At 72.5% G+C, this 13899-nt stretch carries 15 protein-coding genes and 1 pseudogene; 13 read left to right on the top strand and 3 right to left on the bottom strand.

Annotated features, from left to right (window positions below):
• The first annotated feature begins 321 nt into the window (after nucleotides 1-321).
• The 9 genes from EDD40_RS18130 to EDD40_RS18090 are packed head-to-tail and all read left to right on the top strand — an operon-like array spanning nucleotide 322 to nucleotide 9687.
• Nucleotides 322-597 (top strand): hypothetical protein, encoded by a 276-nt coding sequence (locus EDD40_RS18130; RefSeq protein ID WP_170185127.1) that lies wholly within the window; start codon nucleotides 322-324, stop codon nucleotides 595-597.
• A 3-nt stretch (nucleotides 598-600) separates the two neighbouring features.
• Nucleotides 601-1074, top strand: coding sequence for a hypothetical protein (locus tag EDD40_RS18125; RefSeq protein ID WP_211348200.1), 474 nt, complete (start codon nucleotides 601-603; stop codon nucleotides 1072-1074).
• A gap of 25 nt (nucleotides 1075-1099) precedes the next feature.
• Nucleotides 1100-3934 (top strand): ATP-binding protein, encoded by a 2835-nt coding sequence (locus EDD40_RS18120; protein WP_246037720.1) that lies wholly within the window; start codon nucleotides 1100-1102, stop codon nucleotides 3932-3934.
• A gap of 40 nt (nucleotides 3935-3974) precedes the next feature.
• Entirely contained in the window at nucleotides 3975-5882 is a 1908-nt protein-coding gene (locus EDD40_RS18115; protein WP_123743963.1) for a hypothetical protein, read from the top strand.
• A complete protein-coding gene (locus tag EDD40_RS18110; protein ID WP_123743962.1) occupies nucleotides 5882-6490 on the top strand; it encodes a hypothetical protein in 609 nt (202 codons plus the stop codon). The genes EDD40_RS18115 and EDD40_RS18110 overlap by 1 nt, the downstream gene beginning before the upstream one ends.
• Before the next feature lies 1 nt (nucleotide 6491).
• Nucleotides 6492-7493 carry a C40 family peptidase gene (locus EDD40_RS18105; RefSeq protein WP_123743961.1) on the top strand — a complete coding sequence of 334 codons (1002 nt, stop codon included), beginning with the start codon at nucleotides 6492-6494 and terminating at the stop codon, nucleotides 7491-7493.
• 12 nt (nucleotides 7494-7505) lie between these two features.
• The gene (locus EDD40_RS18100; RefSeq protein ID WP_123743960.1) at nucleotides 7506-8033 is read left to right on the top strand and encodes a hypothetical protein; all 528 of its coding nucleotides are present in this window, start codon (nucleotides 7506-7508) and stop codon (nucleotides 8031-8033) included.
• Between the two features lie 37 nt (nucleotides 8034-8070).
• Nucleotides 8071-8259 carry a hypothetical protein gene (locus EDD40_RS18095; protein WP_157621353.1) on the top strand — a complete coding sequence of 63 codons (189 nt, stop codon included), beginning with the start codon at nucleotides 8071-8073 and terminating at the stop codon, nucleotides 8257-8259.
• A 21-nt stretch (nucleotides 8260-8280) separates the two neighbouring features.
• Nucleotides 8281-9687, top strand: coding sequence for an RNB domain-containing ribonuclease (locus tag EDD40_RS18090; protein WP_123748109.1), 1407 nt, complete (start codon nucleotides 8281-8283; stop codon nucleotides 9685-9687).
• Between the two features lie 3 nt (nucleotides 9688-9690).
• Here EDD40_RS18090 and EDD40_RS18085 read toward each other — a convergent pair.
• Nucleotides 9691-9824, bottom strand: a pseudogene (locus EDD40_RS18085) (DUF397 domain-containing protein).
• A 70-nt stretch (nucleotides 9825-9894) separates the two neighbouring features.
• Nucleotides 9895-10023 carry a hypothetical protein gene (locus EDD40_RS44415; RefSeq protein WP_281277795.1) on the bottom strand — a complete coding sequence of 43 codons (129 nt, stop codon included), beginning with the start codon at nucleotides 10021-10023 and terminating at the stop codon, nucleotides 9895-9897.
• Nucleotides 10024-10058: 35 nt separating this feature from the next.
• Between EDD40_RS44415 and EDD40_RS41780 the strand changes: the two genes are divergently transcribed.
• Nucleotides 10059-10223, top strand: coding sequence for a hypothetical protein (locus EDD40_RS41780; RefSeq protein ID WP_170185126.1), 165 nt, complete (start codon nucleotides 10059-10061; stop codon nucleotides 10221-10223).
• Nucleotides 10224-10227: 4 nt separating this feature from the next.
• Here the strand turns inward: EDD40_RS41780 and EDD40_RS18080 are convergent, their stop codons facing one another.
• Entirely contained in the window at nucleotides 10228-11352 is a 1125-nt protein-coding gene (locus tag EDD40_RS18080) for an FAD-dependent monooxygenase (protein WP_123743958.1), read from the bottom strand.
• Between the two features lie 124 nt (nucleotides 11353-11476).
• Here EDD40_RS18080 and EDD40_RS18075 point away from each other — a divergent pair, with 124 nt between their 5' ends.
• The 3 genes from EDD40_RS18075 to EDD40_RS18065 are packed head-to-tail and all read left to right on the top strand — an operon-like array spanning nucleotide 11477 to nucleotide 13882.
• Nucleotides 11477-12406, top strand: coding sequence for a TetR/AcrR family transcriptional regulator C-terminal domain-containing protein (locus EDD40_RS18075; protein WP_123743957.1), 930 nt, complete (start codon nucleotides 11477-11479; stop codon nucleotides 12404-12406).
• Between the two features lie 52 nt (nucleotides 12407-12458).
• Entirely contained in the window at nucleotides 12459-13127 is a 669-nt protein-coding gene (gene npdG / locus EDD40_RS18070; protein WP_123743956.1) for an NADPH-dependent F420 reductase, read from the top strand.
• Nucleotides 13127-13882: a helical backbone metal receptor gene (locus tag EDD40_RS18065; RefSeq protein ID WP_123743955.1), complete on the top strand. Its 756-nt coding sequence runs from the start codon at nucleotides 13127-13129 to the stop codon at nucleotides 13880-13882. The genes npdG and EDD40_RS18065 overlap by 1 nt, the downstream gene beginning before the upstream one ends.
• Nucleotides 13883-13899 lie beyond the last annotated feature (17 nt).

Genomic DNA, 13899 nt, shown 5'->3' with positions numbered 1-13899 from the left:
CGGACGGGGGATTCGCCGTGGCCGGCGGGATGTGGGCTGAAGATCGTGCACACTGTGCGTGACCAGGGGCTTCGCAGGCGGGTGAACTAGCTCAGCAATCGGGAGAATCCCGGGACGTCGGTTCTCCACCGGCTCACCCCGCTCCATGATGTCCGTGGTCAGATTAGACGTAATCGACTACCAGGGGAACGCTTATTGATCTACGCACCGCTGATCGCCAGATACACCTGGTGACGAAGACGTGTTCTACTCGATAGCGCACCAACCGGACGGGCACCCCTCGGCCCGCCCGGCGAAGTCCTGCGTACTCAGGAGTACGAGATGACCGCCATGACCCTGGTAACACTCGCCCAGCAGCCGCCCGCTTTGGGCACAGGCGGGGTGCGCCAGTGGATTCTCGACAACCTGGTCCCGCTGCTCTTGTTGACCGTCGCGCTGCTGCTGCTCTGGCTCGGCGGCGGCAAGGGCGACAACGCCGGGGTCATGCGCCGCCTGGGCGGCGTCATCATCGCGTTGGCGATCATCGGCCTGGCCGTCACCACGAACGCGGGCGCCAACATCGGCCAGTGGATCGCCGGCCTGTTCACCGGCGGGTGACCCTTGCGGGTACGCACTGACGACGAGGTCTACCGGGTCGACGCCGTCTGGCTCGGCCCGCCCAAGGCAACCTTCCCGTGGCGTGCGCGGTACGTCGCGTGGGGTGTCGGCATCGTGGTCTTCCTGCTGGTCACGGCTGTCCAGCGGCAGGTCGGCTTCGGTTTCGACTTCATCAACACCGGCTGGGGCTTCGTGATCACGATCGCCCTGACCAGGTTCATCTGCTCGCGGATCAGCCACGAGCGCCCGCTGTCGTCGGTCCTGGCGATGTGGGTGCGCGAGCTGACCGCGCCGCGGGAGACCACGTCGGGCCGGGGCGGCGCCGCCAGCGCCGCGCGGATCCGGGTCAACGCGCAACGCCCGCGCAAACGTCCCAAGAAGGGTGCGAAACGCGCGAGCGCCGCCACCCGGTCCCAGCTCCGCCCGCAGCAAGACCGCCGTCAGAAGGAGGTGCGCGGTGTTCGGACGCCGGCGTGACCGTGACCGACGATCCGCTGCGCACGTGGCCCAGCACGCGGCTGCGGCGCGCGACGACCGCAAGGTCTACAGCAAGCGCGGACGCCGCCTGCCGGGCGAGCAGTCCGTGCCGAGCTACACGCCCTCGATCTCGGCCCGCAGCATCGACGGCCACCTGCTGCGCACCGGCCAGGAGGTCTACGCCTGGTACCGGCTCGCGCCGCAGCGCTGGTCGTTCCGGTCGGACTCGCAGCGCCAGGACCTGATCGCGGCGATCGCGGGCCAGTACGCCGAGCTGCAGGGCCGCTGGATGCACCTGCGCGTGACGAACCGGCCGTACCCGATCCGGATGTGGGCCGAGGCGCACGTGCACAACGCGGTGCGCCGGCTCCCGGACACCCCCGGCACGCTGAGCTTCGACGACTACATGGTCGGCGAGCAGCAGCAGCTGATGGGCCGGTCGATGGCCGAGAAGGAGGTCTACCTCGGCGTCCAGGTGCAGACCCGCAACATGATGGACCGCGCGGTCGAGCGCGCCGCGCCCGTGCTGCGCAAGGTCTTCCCGGACGCGGTGGACGCCGAGCTGGTCGCGATCGAGTCCGAGATCGACCACCTCGACCAGGTGATCGGCTCCGCCGGTCTGGAGGGCCGCCCGGCCACGGCCGAGGAGATGGCCTGGCTGATGCACCGGTCGTGCTCGCTGGGCCTGCCCGCGCCCCGCAACCTGCCCGCCGTGCCCGGCGCGCCGTGGGAGCCGGAGGACCTGGCGTCGTTCACCGACGCGGCGGACTTCCACCAGGAGCCCTACTCGCCGACGGTCACCGTGCGCGGTCGCACGGGGTCGAACGCGGGCATCAAGCGGCACGTCGCGGTGCTCACCGTCGGCTTGATGCACGGCTTGCAGATCCCCGAGCAGGACGACCCGTGGGTGCAGCGCTCGGACCGGCTGCCCGCCGCCGTGGAGTGGTCGGCGCGGATCTACGTTCGGCGTCCCGAAGAAGTCTCCGGCGAGTTGCAGCGGCAGATGAGCAAGGTGCGCTCGCAGGTGCGCCACTACACCGACGAGCACGAGCTGGACCCGCCGCAGTCGCTGGCCCGCCAGGCGTCCCGGGTGCTGGAGATCGACGACGAGATGACGTCGGGCTTCACCGCGCTGGGCACGCGGGTGCGCAGCTGGTGGCGGCTCGCGGTGTCCGGGCCGACCGAGCGCGAGGCGCTGCGGCTGGCGCAGGGCCTGCTGGACCTCTACAAGCCGAAGGTGGCCATCGAGCACCCCGAGGCGCAGTACGCGATCGCGCGGGAGTTCATCCCGGGCGAGCCGCTGTCGTCGTCGGCGTACCTGCGGCGCGGCTCGGTGCTGTGGGCGGCGTCGGCCGTGCCCACCGCCACGGCCGAGGTGGGTGACCGGCGCGGCATCCTGCTGGGCGAGACGGTGACCGCGACCCGCCGCCCGGTGGCGTGGGACCCGTGGATGGCGCAGGAGCTGCGCGACTCGTCCGGCCTGACCGCGATGGTCGCGGGCCTCGGCGCGGGCAAGTCGTTCCTCGGCGGCGGCATCGTCTACAAGACGTTGCGCGCCGGGGCGCACTGGACGCTGCTCGACCCGTCCGGGCCGCTGGCGGCGCTGTGCGAGCTGCCCGAGCTGAAGCCGTACGCCCGGCCGATCAACCTGCTCAACGCGCAGGCGGGCATCCTCAACCCGTACCGGGTGGTGGCCGAGCCGCAGCTCGACCACTTCATGGACGAGGAAGACCCGGAACGGGCGTGGCGGCGGGAACGCGCGCTGGCCGCGGCCACCCGCCGACGGCTGGTGCTGGACGTGCTGTCCGGTCTGCTGCCGTACGAGGTGTCCCGGTTGCCGCAGACCCGGATCGTGCTGCTGCGCGCGGTCCGCACGGTCGGCGGCCGGCCCGACGCGCACCCCGGCATGGTGTTCGAGGCGTTGCGGCGCGACGCGAGCGAGCACCACGAGCACGCCGTCGTCGTCGCCGACTTCCTCGACGAGATGCGGGAGCGCATGTCGCTGCTCATCCCGGAGCAGGACCTCGACCCGTACAACGAGGCGCGCGACGACCGGCTGACCGTGCTGACCATGGCGGGCCTGAACCTGCCGAAGGACGGCGTCGGCCGCGAGCACTGGACGGACGCGGAAGCGCTCGGCGTGGAGATGCTGAACCTCGCCGCGTGGCTGACCCAGCGGTCGATCTACGAGCGGCCGAAGGACCTGCGCAAGGGCGTCTGGATCGACGAGGCGTTCTTCCTGTCCGAGGTGCCGACGGGTCGCGTGCTGATGAACCGGTTCGCCCGCGACTCCCGCAAGTGGAACGTCCGCGTGCTGCTGTCGTCGCAGATCCCGGCGGACTTCCTGAAGATCCAGGGCTTCGTCACGCTGCTCGACTCGGTGTTCGTCGGCCGGTTGGACGACGACCAGGCCCAGGCCGACGCGCTGCGCCTGCTCAAGGTGCCGATCGGCGCGGGCTACGAGCAGGTGGTGGCGTCGCTGGGTCGCCGTCCGGGCGGTGTCCGCACCAACCTCGAACGCGACCGCGCGCCGCGCCAGTTCATCTTCGGCGACGGCGCGGGCGGTGTGGAGCGCATCCGCATCGACTTCTCCGGGCCGCACCTGGAGCACCTGCGCAACTCCCTCGACACCACCCCGGACGCCATGCGCGAGGGCGCGGACTCGACCGAGGTGGAGGTCTCCTCCCCGCCGCAGGACCCGTTCGCCTACGCCGAGCAGTACACCGACGAGTACGACGACGAGCTGGCGGCCGACCTGGAGGTCGGCCTGGCCGACGGGTTGGGCGACTCGGCTGAGCTGGTCGACTCGGCGCACGGCGAGGGAGGAAACCGCCGACCGGGCCGGGAAGGCGGCGCATGAGCGGGATCGCGCGCGGGTCGCGGGCACGCGGGGTACCCGCATGAGCACCCTTCTGCTGGTGGCGCTGGTCGCCGTCGCGCTCTACGCGCGACGGCGGTTCGCACACGCCCAAGAGCACACCGAGGCGCACGGCCGGCCGGCGCGCGCCCGCTGGCGCGCGATGGCCGTGGTGGTCGCGATCGTCGGCCTCCAGGTGGTCATCGGCGCCACGCCGGCCAGTGCCGCGCCGTGCGGCGAGGCGCCGAACCCGGAGCGGCCCGGCTCGGGCATGGTCGGCGCGATCGACCCGCCGATCGGCAACGGCCTGCCGGACACGCCCTACCTGAACCACGGGTACGCGGGCATGGTCTGGCACACCTACCAGGAGAAGTGCCTGGTGCCCAACGCCACCCCGGTGCTGGACACCTGGATGGGCAACGAGCTGTTCAACATCGGCAAGAACATCGTCGGCGCGACGAACGCCCTGCACTACACGGTCGTCGGCCAAGGCCTGCTGCAACCGCTGGACGAGGCGGTGAAGACGGGCGTGCAGAAGGTCTACGACAACGTCTACCTGCGCTGGTTCGGCCTGGTCGCGCTGATCCTGGCGGTGTTGATGTTCCGCCAGATCTGGCAGGGCGACCTGGCCTCGATCAGCAAGCGGGGGCTGTGGGCGCTGGCCGCGATGTGGCTGGCGACCTCGACGCTGGCGCTGCCGCAGTTCTACAACCTGCTCGACAGCACCCTGGTCACCAAGACCTCGGAGATCCAAGCCGGGTTCATCGACGTGGACGCGGGCCAGGACACCCTCGACAAGCTGCCGACGGACCTGCACACCACCGTGGTCTACCAGAGCTGGCTGCGCGGCGAGTTCGGCGCGCCCGAGGCGCCGCAGGCCACCGAGTTCGGCCCGAAGCTGCTGGCCGCCCAGTCGTGGACGGTGCAGGAGCTCGCCGACCACAAGGACGGCGACCAGGCCGCGCTCGACGCGAAGAAGGCCGAGTACAAGAACATCTACGCGCAGCTCGGCCCGACGAAGGGCTACTTCAGCGGCGAGGACGGCGGCCGCACCGGCGCCGGGTTCCTGTCGCTGCTGCAGGCCGTCGCGTTCTCGTTGTTCCAGCTGTTCGCGAAGGCCGCGGTGCTGCTGGCCCAGCTGCTGCTGCGGGTGCTCACGCTGGCCGGCCCGCTCATCGGCCTGGTCGCGCTGATCCACCACGACCTGCTGCGCAAGGTCGCCCGCGCGGCGGCCGTGACCGTGTTCAACGTGCTGGTGCTGGCGGTCCTCGCGGGCACGCACGCGCTGCTGCTCCAGGCGATCTTCAACGCCACCGGGTTGACGCTGCTGACCAAGGCGCTGCTGGGCCTGATGCTGACCCTGGTCTGCTTCATGGTCGGCAAACCGCTGCGCCGCATGTGGCAGATGGTGGAGATGTCGGTCGGCTCGGCCAGCAACGCGCTGCCCATGCGCGGCGGGGTGCTGTCGCGGTTGCGGAAGAAGAAGGAAGGGCCCTCGCCGCAGGAGGAGTTCTGGGACACCGTGCGCGACGCGGACCCGGACGGGCCCGAGGTGCCGCAGCGGGACCGGCGGCGGGTGCGGCCCGAGGCGGCCAACCCGGTGGCGGCCACCGCGCAGCGGTTGGACCGGGCCGGGAACAGCGTGGGCGAGCTGGGCGTGGGCGCCGGCGGGAACGGCGCGGCGGCGTTGCCCGCGGGCGGGTACGCCGGTCCGGCGGCGTTGCCGTCCGGGCGGTCCAGGGTGGTCGACGCGGTGCCCATCGCCGACCGGAACTACGACCGGGTGGACGACGCGGTGCTCGTGCCGTCCCGGGTCAGCGGGTCCGGTCGGGTGCCGGACGCGCCGACCGGCGTGCCGGGGCCGCGCCGCGCCGAGACGGAGGTCGTGGCGGGACGGCAGGTCCACGTGATCTACCGGCCGTCACGCGGGCTTGAGGTCAGGGACAGCTGATGCCGATCCGAACCAATCGCGGCCGCACGGCCGTGTACCGACGCCTGTGGGGCTGGCCCCTGCGCTCGCCGCGCCACCTGATCACCTCGATCGTCGGCGTGTTCGTCGTGGTCACCACGATCAGCGTGGTCATCCCGAACGCGATCAAGCCGCCGCCGCGCGGCGGCACGGCGGGCACCACGTCCACCGTCACGACGGGCAGCAGCGGCGGCAACCAGGTCGGTGTGCTGCCCACCGCCACGTCCACCGCGCTGCCGACCAAGGCGCAGAGCCCCACCGCCGCGCCGAGCTCGGCCCCGGTGAACTCGAACGCGGCGGCCGTCGCGACCGCGTGGGTGGACGCCTTCAGCCGCTTCGAGCCCGGCAAGACGACCAAGGAGCAGTGGCTGGACGGCCTGGACCGGTGGACGGCGGACGAGGTGTTCCCCCGGTTGCAGTCGGTCGAGCCGGCGAACGTGCCGGTGGTGCTCGACAAGACGGTCCGGACCATCAAGTCGTTCACCGATTCGGCGGAGTTCGAGGCGAAGCTCGAGGAAGGCAAGCTGATCGTCACGGTGGCGAAGCTGCCCGAGGGTTGGGTCGTGACCGACTGGACGAAGGTGGGGTGACATGCTCAAGATCGGGCTCGTGGTCGCCGCGGTGGTGGCGGTCGTCGCCGTCGCCGTGACCAACGGCGTGTCCACCGTGCTGGACGAGCACACCCCGTCGGAGGAAGCCGCCAAGATCCGGATGGCGAGCTGCAACGCCGCGATCGGCCCCTGGGGCGGCGGCGGCGAGGAGAAGGGCCGCCGGGAGGCGGACCGGCTCACCGACGAGCAGCGCACCACCGTCGCCAACATCATCTCCATCGGCCGCAAGCGCGAGCTGCCGCCGCTGGCCTGGCAGGTCGCGATCCAGGCGGGCATGACCGAGTCGGGGCTGCGCAGCCTGGACTACGGCGACCGGGACTCGCTGGGCATCTTCCAGATGCGCCCGTCGATGGGCTGGGGCACGCCCCAGCAGGTCACCGACCCCGAGTACGCGATCAACAAGTTCTACGACGTGCTGCTGAAGCTGCCGGACTGGGAGGAGCAGCGGCCCGGCGACTCGGCCCAGGACGTGGAGCGGTCGGCGTTCCCCGACCGGTACCACAACTGGGAGGCCATGGCCGCCTTCCTGATCAGCAAGGAAGGCGACGTCAGCGACCCGGCCGGGTGCGGCGAGAGCGCCGGTCAGTACCTGCTCGCGTCGAACGCGGCGGGCACCGCGATCGAGTTCACGAAGCAGCAGCTGGGGGAGCCGTACCTGTGGGGCGGCAACGGCCCCGACGCCTGGGACTGCTCCGGCATCCTGGTCAAGGCGTTCGGCGCGGCGGGCGTGAAGATCCCCCGGGTGGCGAACGACCAGTACATGTCCGGCGGCGCGTACCTGCCCGTGCGCGAGGCCAAGGCCGGTGACCTGATCTTCTGGGCCACCAACCCGGCCAACCCGGTCACCGTCCACCACGTGGCGATGTACCTGGGCAACGACGAGTACATCCACGCGCCGCAGACCGGTGACGTGGTGAAGATCAGCAAGGTGAACTGGGACTACCACGAGTTGATGCCGCTGGCCGTCCGGCCGGGCGTGTAGGGAGGCACGACGGTGTTCAACCACGAACCCATCCAGCGCCACGCCGGGCCGCCCGCGTCGAGCACGCCGACGCGGGACTACCTGAACAGCCGGCCGCCGGGCACCGACCAGTCGTACGCGGTGCTGCCGCGGTCGCTGGTCGAGGCCATGCCCCTGCCGTGGCAGCAGCAGATGGCGCACCTGCTCGCCGACTTCCACCGCGCCTACGCGCACCTGAACTGGCCGGTGTACCGGGTGGTGCCGTCGCGGATGGAGCGGTTGGTCGACCTGGACGAGGAGCAGCTGGCCGAGGTCGGCGCGATCGTGGAGATCGACGCGGACGGCGAGCTGGTCTACCGGGACCGCGCCGGCGCGCTGATCCCCGACCCGGAGCACAAGACGGTGCTGGTGTCGGTGCTCGACCCGATCCCGGGCGAGTACGCCAACGCCAACCAGAACACGCCGCCGCGCGGCTTCCCCCAGCCGCCGGCCGTGCCGCAGCCGACGTTCCCGCAATCGGGCCCGGTGCCCGTGCAGGCGCCCCAACCGCCCCGCTGGTGAACATGACATGCGCTCCGGCGCGTGGAAACCTGGTGGCATGGCTTCTGACCCGAACGCTTGGTACTACTGCCTGACCCACCAGACGGTCGAGCACGGTGTGGGCTGCCGGGGCGGTGACCGCATGGGCCCGTACCCGGACGAGGCGACGGCGCAGCGCGCGCTGGAGCTGGCTCGGGAGCGCACGAAAGCCGAGGACAAGGCCGATAAGGACTGGGGCAAGCGCTGAGGCCGGCCTAGGGTGCACCCCATGGTGATCCGCACCGGCCGAGCGGACCTGGACTTCGGCGGCATCCGGACCGAGTTCGGCCTGCCCGAGCAGTTCCCGGCCGACGCGCTGGCCGAGGCGCAGGCCGCGGTGGCGCGCGACGTCGGCGCGGCCGACCGCGAGGACGCGACCGACCTGCCGTTCGTGACCATCGACCCGCCCGGCGCGAAGGACCTGGACCAGGCGCTGCTGGTGCAGCGGGTCGGCTCCGGGTTCCGGGTGCACTACGCGATCGCCGACCTCGGCGCGTTCGTGGTGCCCGACGGCGCGCTGGACGCGGAGGTGCGCAAGCGCGGCCAGACGCTGTACCTGCCCGACGGCAACGTGCCGCTGCACCCGCCGGTGCTGTCGGAGGGCGCGGCGAGCCTGCTGCCGGACCAGACGCGGCCCTCGGTGCTGTGGACGTTCGAGTGCGGCCCGGACGGCGAGCCGGTCGAGGTGCGGGTGCGCCGGGCGGTGGTGCGCTCGACCGCGCAGTTCGACTACGAGACCGTGCAGGCGCAGTTCGACGCCGGCACGCCCCACCCGTCGATCGAGGCGCTGCCCGACTTCGGCCGGTTGCGGCGGGAACGCGCGGCCGAGCGCGGCGCGGTCGAGCTGCAGCTGCCGGAGCAGGAGATCGTGCCGAACGGCGACGGCGACTGGAAGCTCGCGGTCCGGCCGCGCGCCGACGTCGACGCCTGGAACGCGGAGATCTCCCTGCTCACCGGCATGGCCGCGGCGAAGATCATGATCGGCGCGAAGGTCGGGGTGCTGCGCACGCTGCCCGACGCGGACGACGGCGCGGTGGACGCGCTGCGGCGGTCGGCGCACGCGCTCGGCGTGCCGTGGCCGGCCGGCACGACCCCGTCCCGGCTGCTCGCGGGCCTGGACCCGAGCAGGCCGGAGGCGTTGGCGCTGTTCGTGGACGCGACCCGGCTGCTGCGCGGCGCGGGCTACACGGCGTTCGACGGCGAGGTGCCCGCCGTCTCCACGCACGCGGGGTTGGCCTCGCCGTACGCGCACGTGACCGCGCCGCTGCGCCGGCTGGTCGACCGCTTCGCCACCGAGGTGTGCCTGGCCGTGACGGCGGGTCGGGACGTGCCCGAGTGGCTGAGCAGGGCGTTGCCGCTGCTGCCGGGCCTGATGGGCGGTTCGGACGCGGTCGCGGGCAAGGTCGACCGGGCCTGCCTGGACCAGGTCGAGGCGTGGGTGCTCGCCGACCGGGTCGGTCAGCGGTTCGAGGCGGTGGTGCTGCGGGCGGAGGGGAACGGCGCGGACGTCTTCGTCCCCCAACCGCCGGTGATGGGCCGCTGCACGGGCGAGGACCTGCCGGAAGGCGAGCGGATCGCGGTGCGCCTGGTCGAGGCCGACCCCGAACGCCGCAAGGTCGTCTTCGAACGCCTGTGACCGCTACCCGTCGAGCCGCCCGCTCTTCACCGCCGCCAGGAACGCCTCCGCCGACCGGCCGCCGACCACCAGCACGCCGGTGCCGGGGTTCTTCGAGTCGCGACCGCGCGCACCTCGTTGCCGCACGCCAGTTCCACGCAGGCTCCACCTGACGAGTTCGACCGGCTGCTCTTGCGCCACGCACCGAGCACGTCGTCTCCTCCGTGATCAGGGTTGCGCCGCCACCGTGTCCATCAACGCCACCGACTCGGCAGAGGTCGAGGCGGTGGCGTGCATCTCGGCCATGACCGCCTCGTACCGGCCGATGCGCTCGGGGTCGTCGGGCACGCCCGCCATCCCGGCCGACGTTGCGACCCGGGCCGTGCACGGCGGTGTCGGGGGTCGAGCGCCCGCTCACCCTCTTCCACCTGCCGGACGGCTCGTCCGTCGTGTTCTACGCCTACCCGCACGAAGCCTTCTTCACCGAGGCGCCCGACGAGACCGAGGCCGCACAGGCGTTGTTCTCCCGGCTCCACGACTGCTCGTCGGCCGTGTGAGCCGTCAGAGGGCCGGCTCGTCCAGGGAGATCGCGTGCTTGGCCCGGTCCACCGACTCCTCGGCGGGCGGGCCGGCCGGGTTCTCGGTGGCCAGGGCCTGGTTCAGCTCGACGAACGGGCGCATCCGCCGCTCGTAGGCCGCGAACGCGGTCGGGTGGTCCACGCCCGCCCGGCCCAGTTCCTCGGCGAGCACGTACGCGCCGACCAGCGCGAGGCTGGTGCCCTGCCCCGACAGCGGCGAGGCGCAGTAGCCGGCGTCGCCGACCAGCGCCACCCGGCCGGTGCTCCAGCGGTCCATGCGGATCTGGGCCATCGCGTCGAAGTAGAAGTGCTCCGCCTCCGCCATGGCGGCCAGCAGCGCCGGGGTCTGCCAGCCCAGGCCGGCCAGCCGCTCGGCCACGACCCGCTTCTGCCAGGCCACGTCCCGGTGGTCGTAGGCCAGCGGCTCGGAGGCGAAGCCGAGCGTCACCCGCAGCTCGCCGTTGTCGCGCACGGGGTAGATCGCGCCGCCCGTGCCCGCCGCCTGGTCCTGGAACCACAGCTGCCACCGGTCGAGGTCGAGGAAGTTGGCGGTGGGGAAGATCGCCAGGTACTGGCCCAGGTGCCGGCCGAACCGCTCCTCCGGCCCGAAGGCGAGCCGCCGCACCGCGGAGTGCGCGCCGTCCGCGCCGATCACCAGGTCGAAGGTGCGGAAGCCGCCGTGCTCCAGCTCGACCCGCACGCCGTGCTCCTCCTCCCGCAGCGCGGTGACCGAGTCGCCGTAGACGTGCTCGACCCGGTCCGCGGTCGTCTCGTGCAGCAGCGCGACCAGGTCCTCCCGCAGCAGCTCGACGTCCTCGCCGTCCAGCCGGCCGCTGCTGAGCGCGTACTCCTCGGACCGGAACAGCTCGTTGCCCTCACCGTCCAACACGGACATCCCGCGCATCCGGGTCCGCACGGCCCGCACCCGCTCGCCGAGCCCCATCCGGTCCACCACGTCGAGCGCGACACCGCGCACGTCGACGGCCTGGCCGCCCTGGCGGGGGCCGGGCGCGCGTTCCAGCACCGTCACCGAGAAGCCGTGGTGCCGCAGCCAGTGGGCCAGGGCCGTGCCGGCGACGCCCGCACCCGAGACCAGGACGTTGCGCATGGTGTTCCTCCGCTTGAAGTAGACGCTGTACGTTTACGGTGAACACAGTGCATGTACGAGCAGAAGACAGCTAAAACTGACCTAGTACAGTTGCGGATCTGTACCAGCACAGACAGGGGCGGACGTGTCGACCGGACCGCGGTACCTGGGCATCGTCGCCGACCTCCGGCGCCGCATCGAGCAGGGCGAGTGGCCGCCGGGCGCGAAAGTGCCCTCCACCCGCCGGATCGCCGCCGAGTGGGGCGTCGCCGCGGCCACCGCCGCTAAGGCGCTCGACACCCTGGCCAGGGACGGGCTGGTGCGCGCCGAACCGCGTTCCGGCACGGTGGTCGCCGACACCCGCCGGCCCTCGACCGGCAAGCACCGCCCGGCGCACGCCCGGCAGCCGGAGCTGACCCGGGAACGGGTCGTGCGGGCGGCGATGGCGATCGCGGACGCCGAAGGGCTCGGCGTGCTGTCCATGCGGGGTGTCGCGGCCCGGCTCGGGGTGGCGCCGATGTCGCCGTACCGGCACGTGGCGGGCAAGGACGAGCTGGTCGTGCTGATGTCCGACGCCGCGTTCGGCGAGCGGGGCTACCCGGACCGGCCGCCGGCGGGCTGGCGGGCCCGGCTGGAGCTGTGCGCGCGCACCCTGTGGTCGCTCTACCGGCGGCACCCGTGGCTGGCGCAGCTCACCCCGATCACCCGGCCGCTGCCGCTGCCGAACCTGGCCGTGCACGCGGAGTGGGCGCTGGCCGCGCTGGACGGCTTCGGCCTCGACGCCGCCACCCAGTGCGACCTGCACGTGATGCTCTTCAGCTACGTGCACGGCGTCGCGATCCACCTGGAACGCGAGCAGCAGGCGCTGGGCGCGTCCGGGTTGTCCGAGGACGAGTGGATGGACAGCCAGGAACCCGCGATGGAGGCGATCATGGGCTCCGGCCGCTACCCGACCTTCGCCCGGATGTTCACCACCCTGTCCCGGGACGGCTACGACCTGGACCTGGACCACCTGTTCGAGCTGGGCCTGCGCTCGTTGCTGGACGGCCTCGCCCTCCGGCTGGACCGGCTGTGATCACGCACGCGATCGGGCGGCCCGCCCGGAACTCCTGTGATGTGATGGCCGGGTGACTGATATTCGGGAGCTCACCGTCGGGGTGCTGGGCGGCACCGGAGCGCAGGGCAAGGGCTTGGCGCTGCGGTGGGCCAAGGCGGGCTTGGCGGTCGTCATCGGATCGCGCGACGCCGGGCGCGCCGAGGCCGCGGCCGCGGAGATCCGCGAGCAGGCGGGCGGCGGGCACGTCGAAGGCGCGGACAACGAGGGCTGCGCCACGCGGGCGGACGTGGTGCTGATCGCCGTGCCGTGGGACGGGCACGCGGACACCGTGGCGTCGCTGCGCGAACCGCTGCGCGGCAAGGTCGTCATCGACTGCGTGAACCCGCTCGGCTTCGACAAGCAGGGCCCGTTCGCGCTGCCCGTGCCCGAGGGCAGCGCCGCGCAGCAGGCCGCCGCGCTCCTGCCGGACTCCCGCGTCACGGCCGCGTTCCACCACGTCTCCGCGGTCAACCTCGCCGACCTGGGCATCGAGACCGTCGACAACGACGTGCTGGTCCTGGGCGACGACCGCGAGGCCACCGACCTCGTGCGCGCGCTGGCCGAGACGATCCCCGGCTTCCGCGGCGTCTACGGCGGCCGGCTGCGCAACGCCCACCAGGTGGAGGCGTTCACCGCGAACCTCATCGCGATCAACCGGCGCTACAAGGCGCACGCCGGCCTGAAGATCACCGACATCTGATGCTGCCGGTCGACGACCTCGGCGAGCCGGTCCCGCTGCCCGGCCCGCCGACGCGCGTGGTCAGCCTGGTGCCGTCGATCACCGAAGCCCTGCTCACCGGGGCCGTCGACCCGGCCGTCCTCGTCGGGGCCACGGACTACTGCACCCACCCGCCGGACCTCGACGTCACCCGGGTGGGCGGCTCGAAGTACCCGCGGGTGGACCGGGTGCTGGCGTTGCGGCCGGACCTGGTGGTGGCCAACAGCGAGGAGAACCGCCCGGAGGACGTCGAACGGCTGCGCGCCGACGGCATCCCGGTGTGGGTCACGGCCGCGCCCGCCACCGTCCCCGCCGCGCTGGGCTCGCTGCGCCGCCTGCTCGGCACGGCGTGGGACGTGGAGCCGGACTGGCTGGTCGAGGCCGAACGGCGGTGGCGCGAGGTGACGCCGCCGTGGGCGCGGGCCGTGGTGCCGGTGTGGCGCAAGCCGTGGGTGGTGCTCGGCCGCGACACGTTCGCCGGCGACGTGCTGCTGCGCCTGGGCGTGGTCAACGCCTTCGCCGAGCACCCCGAGCGCTACCCCCGCCCCGAGCTGTCCGAGCTGCAGGACGCCGACCTCGTCGTGCTGCCCGACGAGCCGTACCTCTTCACCCCGGACGACGGCCCGCAGTTCTTCCCCGGCCTGCGTCCCGTGCACGTCTCGGGCCGCCACCTGACCTGGTACGGGCCGTCGCTGGTGGACGCGCGCGAAGCCCTGGGAACCGCGCTCGGGCGCTGACGGCGTCGCCCGGCGGC

Origin of the sequence: Saccharothrix texasensis (genome assembly GCF_003752005.1) — a bacterium.
GTDB lineage: Bacteria > Actinomycetota > Actinomycetes > Mycobacteriales > Pseudonocardiaceae > Actinosynnema > Actinosynnema texasense.
Note: the sequence above shows the minus strand (reverse complement) of the source record. Positions and strands in the feature narration are given on the sequence as shown.

What these genes read in the sequence shown, in the direction of transcription:
- EDD40_RS18080 (WP_123743958.1), bottom strand. Translation starts at nt 11,352, where the DNA reads ATGCGCAACGTCCTGGTCTCGGGTGCGGGCGTCGCCGGCACGGCCCTG.
- EDD40_RS18090 (WP_123748109.1), top strand. Translation starts at nt 8,281, where the DNA reads ATGGTGATCCGCACCGGCCGAGCGGACCTGGACTTCGGCGGCATCCGG.
- EDD40_RS18130 (WP_170185127.1), top strand. Translation starts at nt 322, where the DNA reads ATGACCGCCATGACCCTGGTAACACTCGCCCAGCAGCCGCCCGCTTTG.
- EDD40_RS44415 (WP_281277795.1), bottom strand. Translation starts at nt 10,023, where the DNA reads ATGGCGGGCGTGCCCGACGACCCCGAGCGCATCGGCCGGTACGAGGCG.
- EDD40_RS18105 (WP_123743961.1), top strand. Translation starts at nt 6,492, where the DNA reads ATGCTCAAGATCGGGCTCGTGGTCGCCGCGGTGGTGGCGGTCGTCGCC.
- EDD40_RS18095 (WP_157621353.1), top strand. Translation starts at nt 8,071, where the DNA reads ATGGCTTCTGACCCGAACGCTTGGTACTACTGCCTGACCCACCAGACG.
- EDD40_RS18110 (WP_123743962.1), top strand. Translation starts at nt 5,882, where the DNA reads ATGCCGATCCGAACCAATCGCGGCCGCACGGCCGTGTACCGACGCCTG.
- EDD40_RS18065 (WP_123743955.1), top strand. Translation starts at nt 13,127, where the DNA reads ATGCTGCCGGTCGACGACCTCGGCGAGCCGGTCCCGCTGCCCGGCCCG.
- EDD40_RS18115 (WP_123743963.1), top strand. Translation starts at nt 3,975, where the DNA reads ATGAGCACCCTTCTGCTGGTGGCGCTGGTCGCCGTCGCGCTCTACGCG.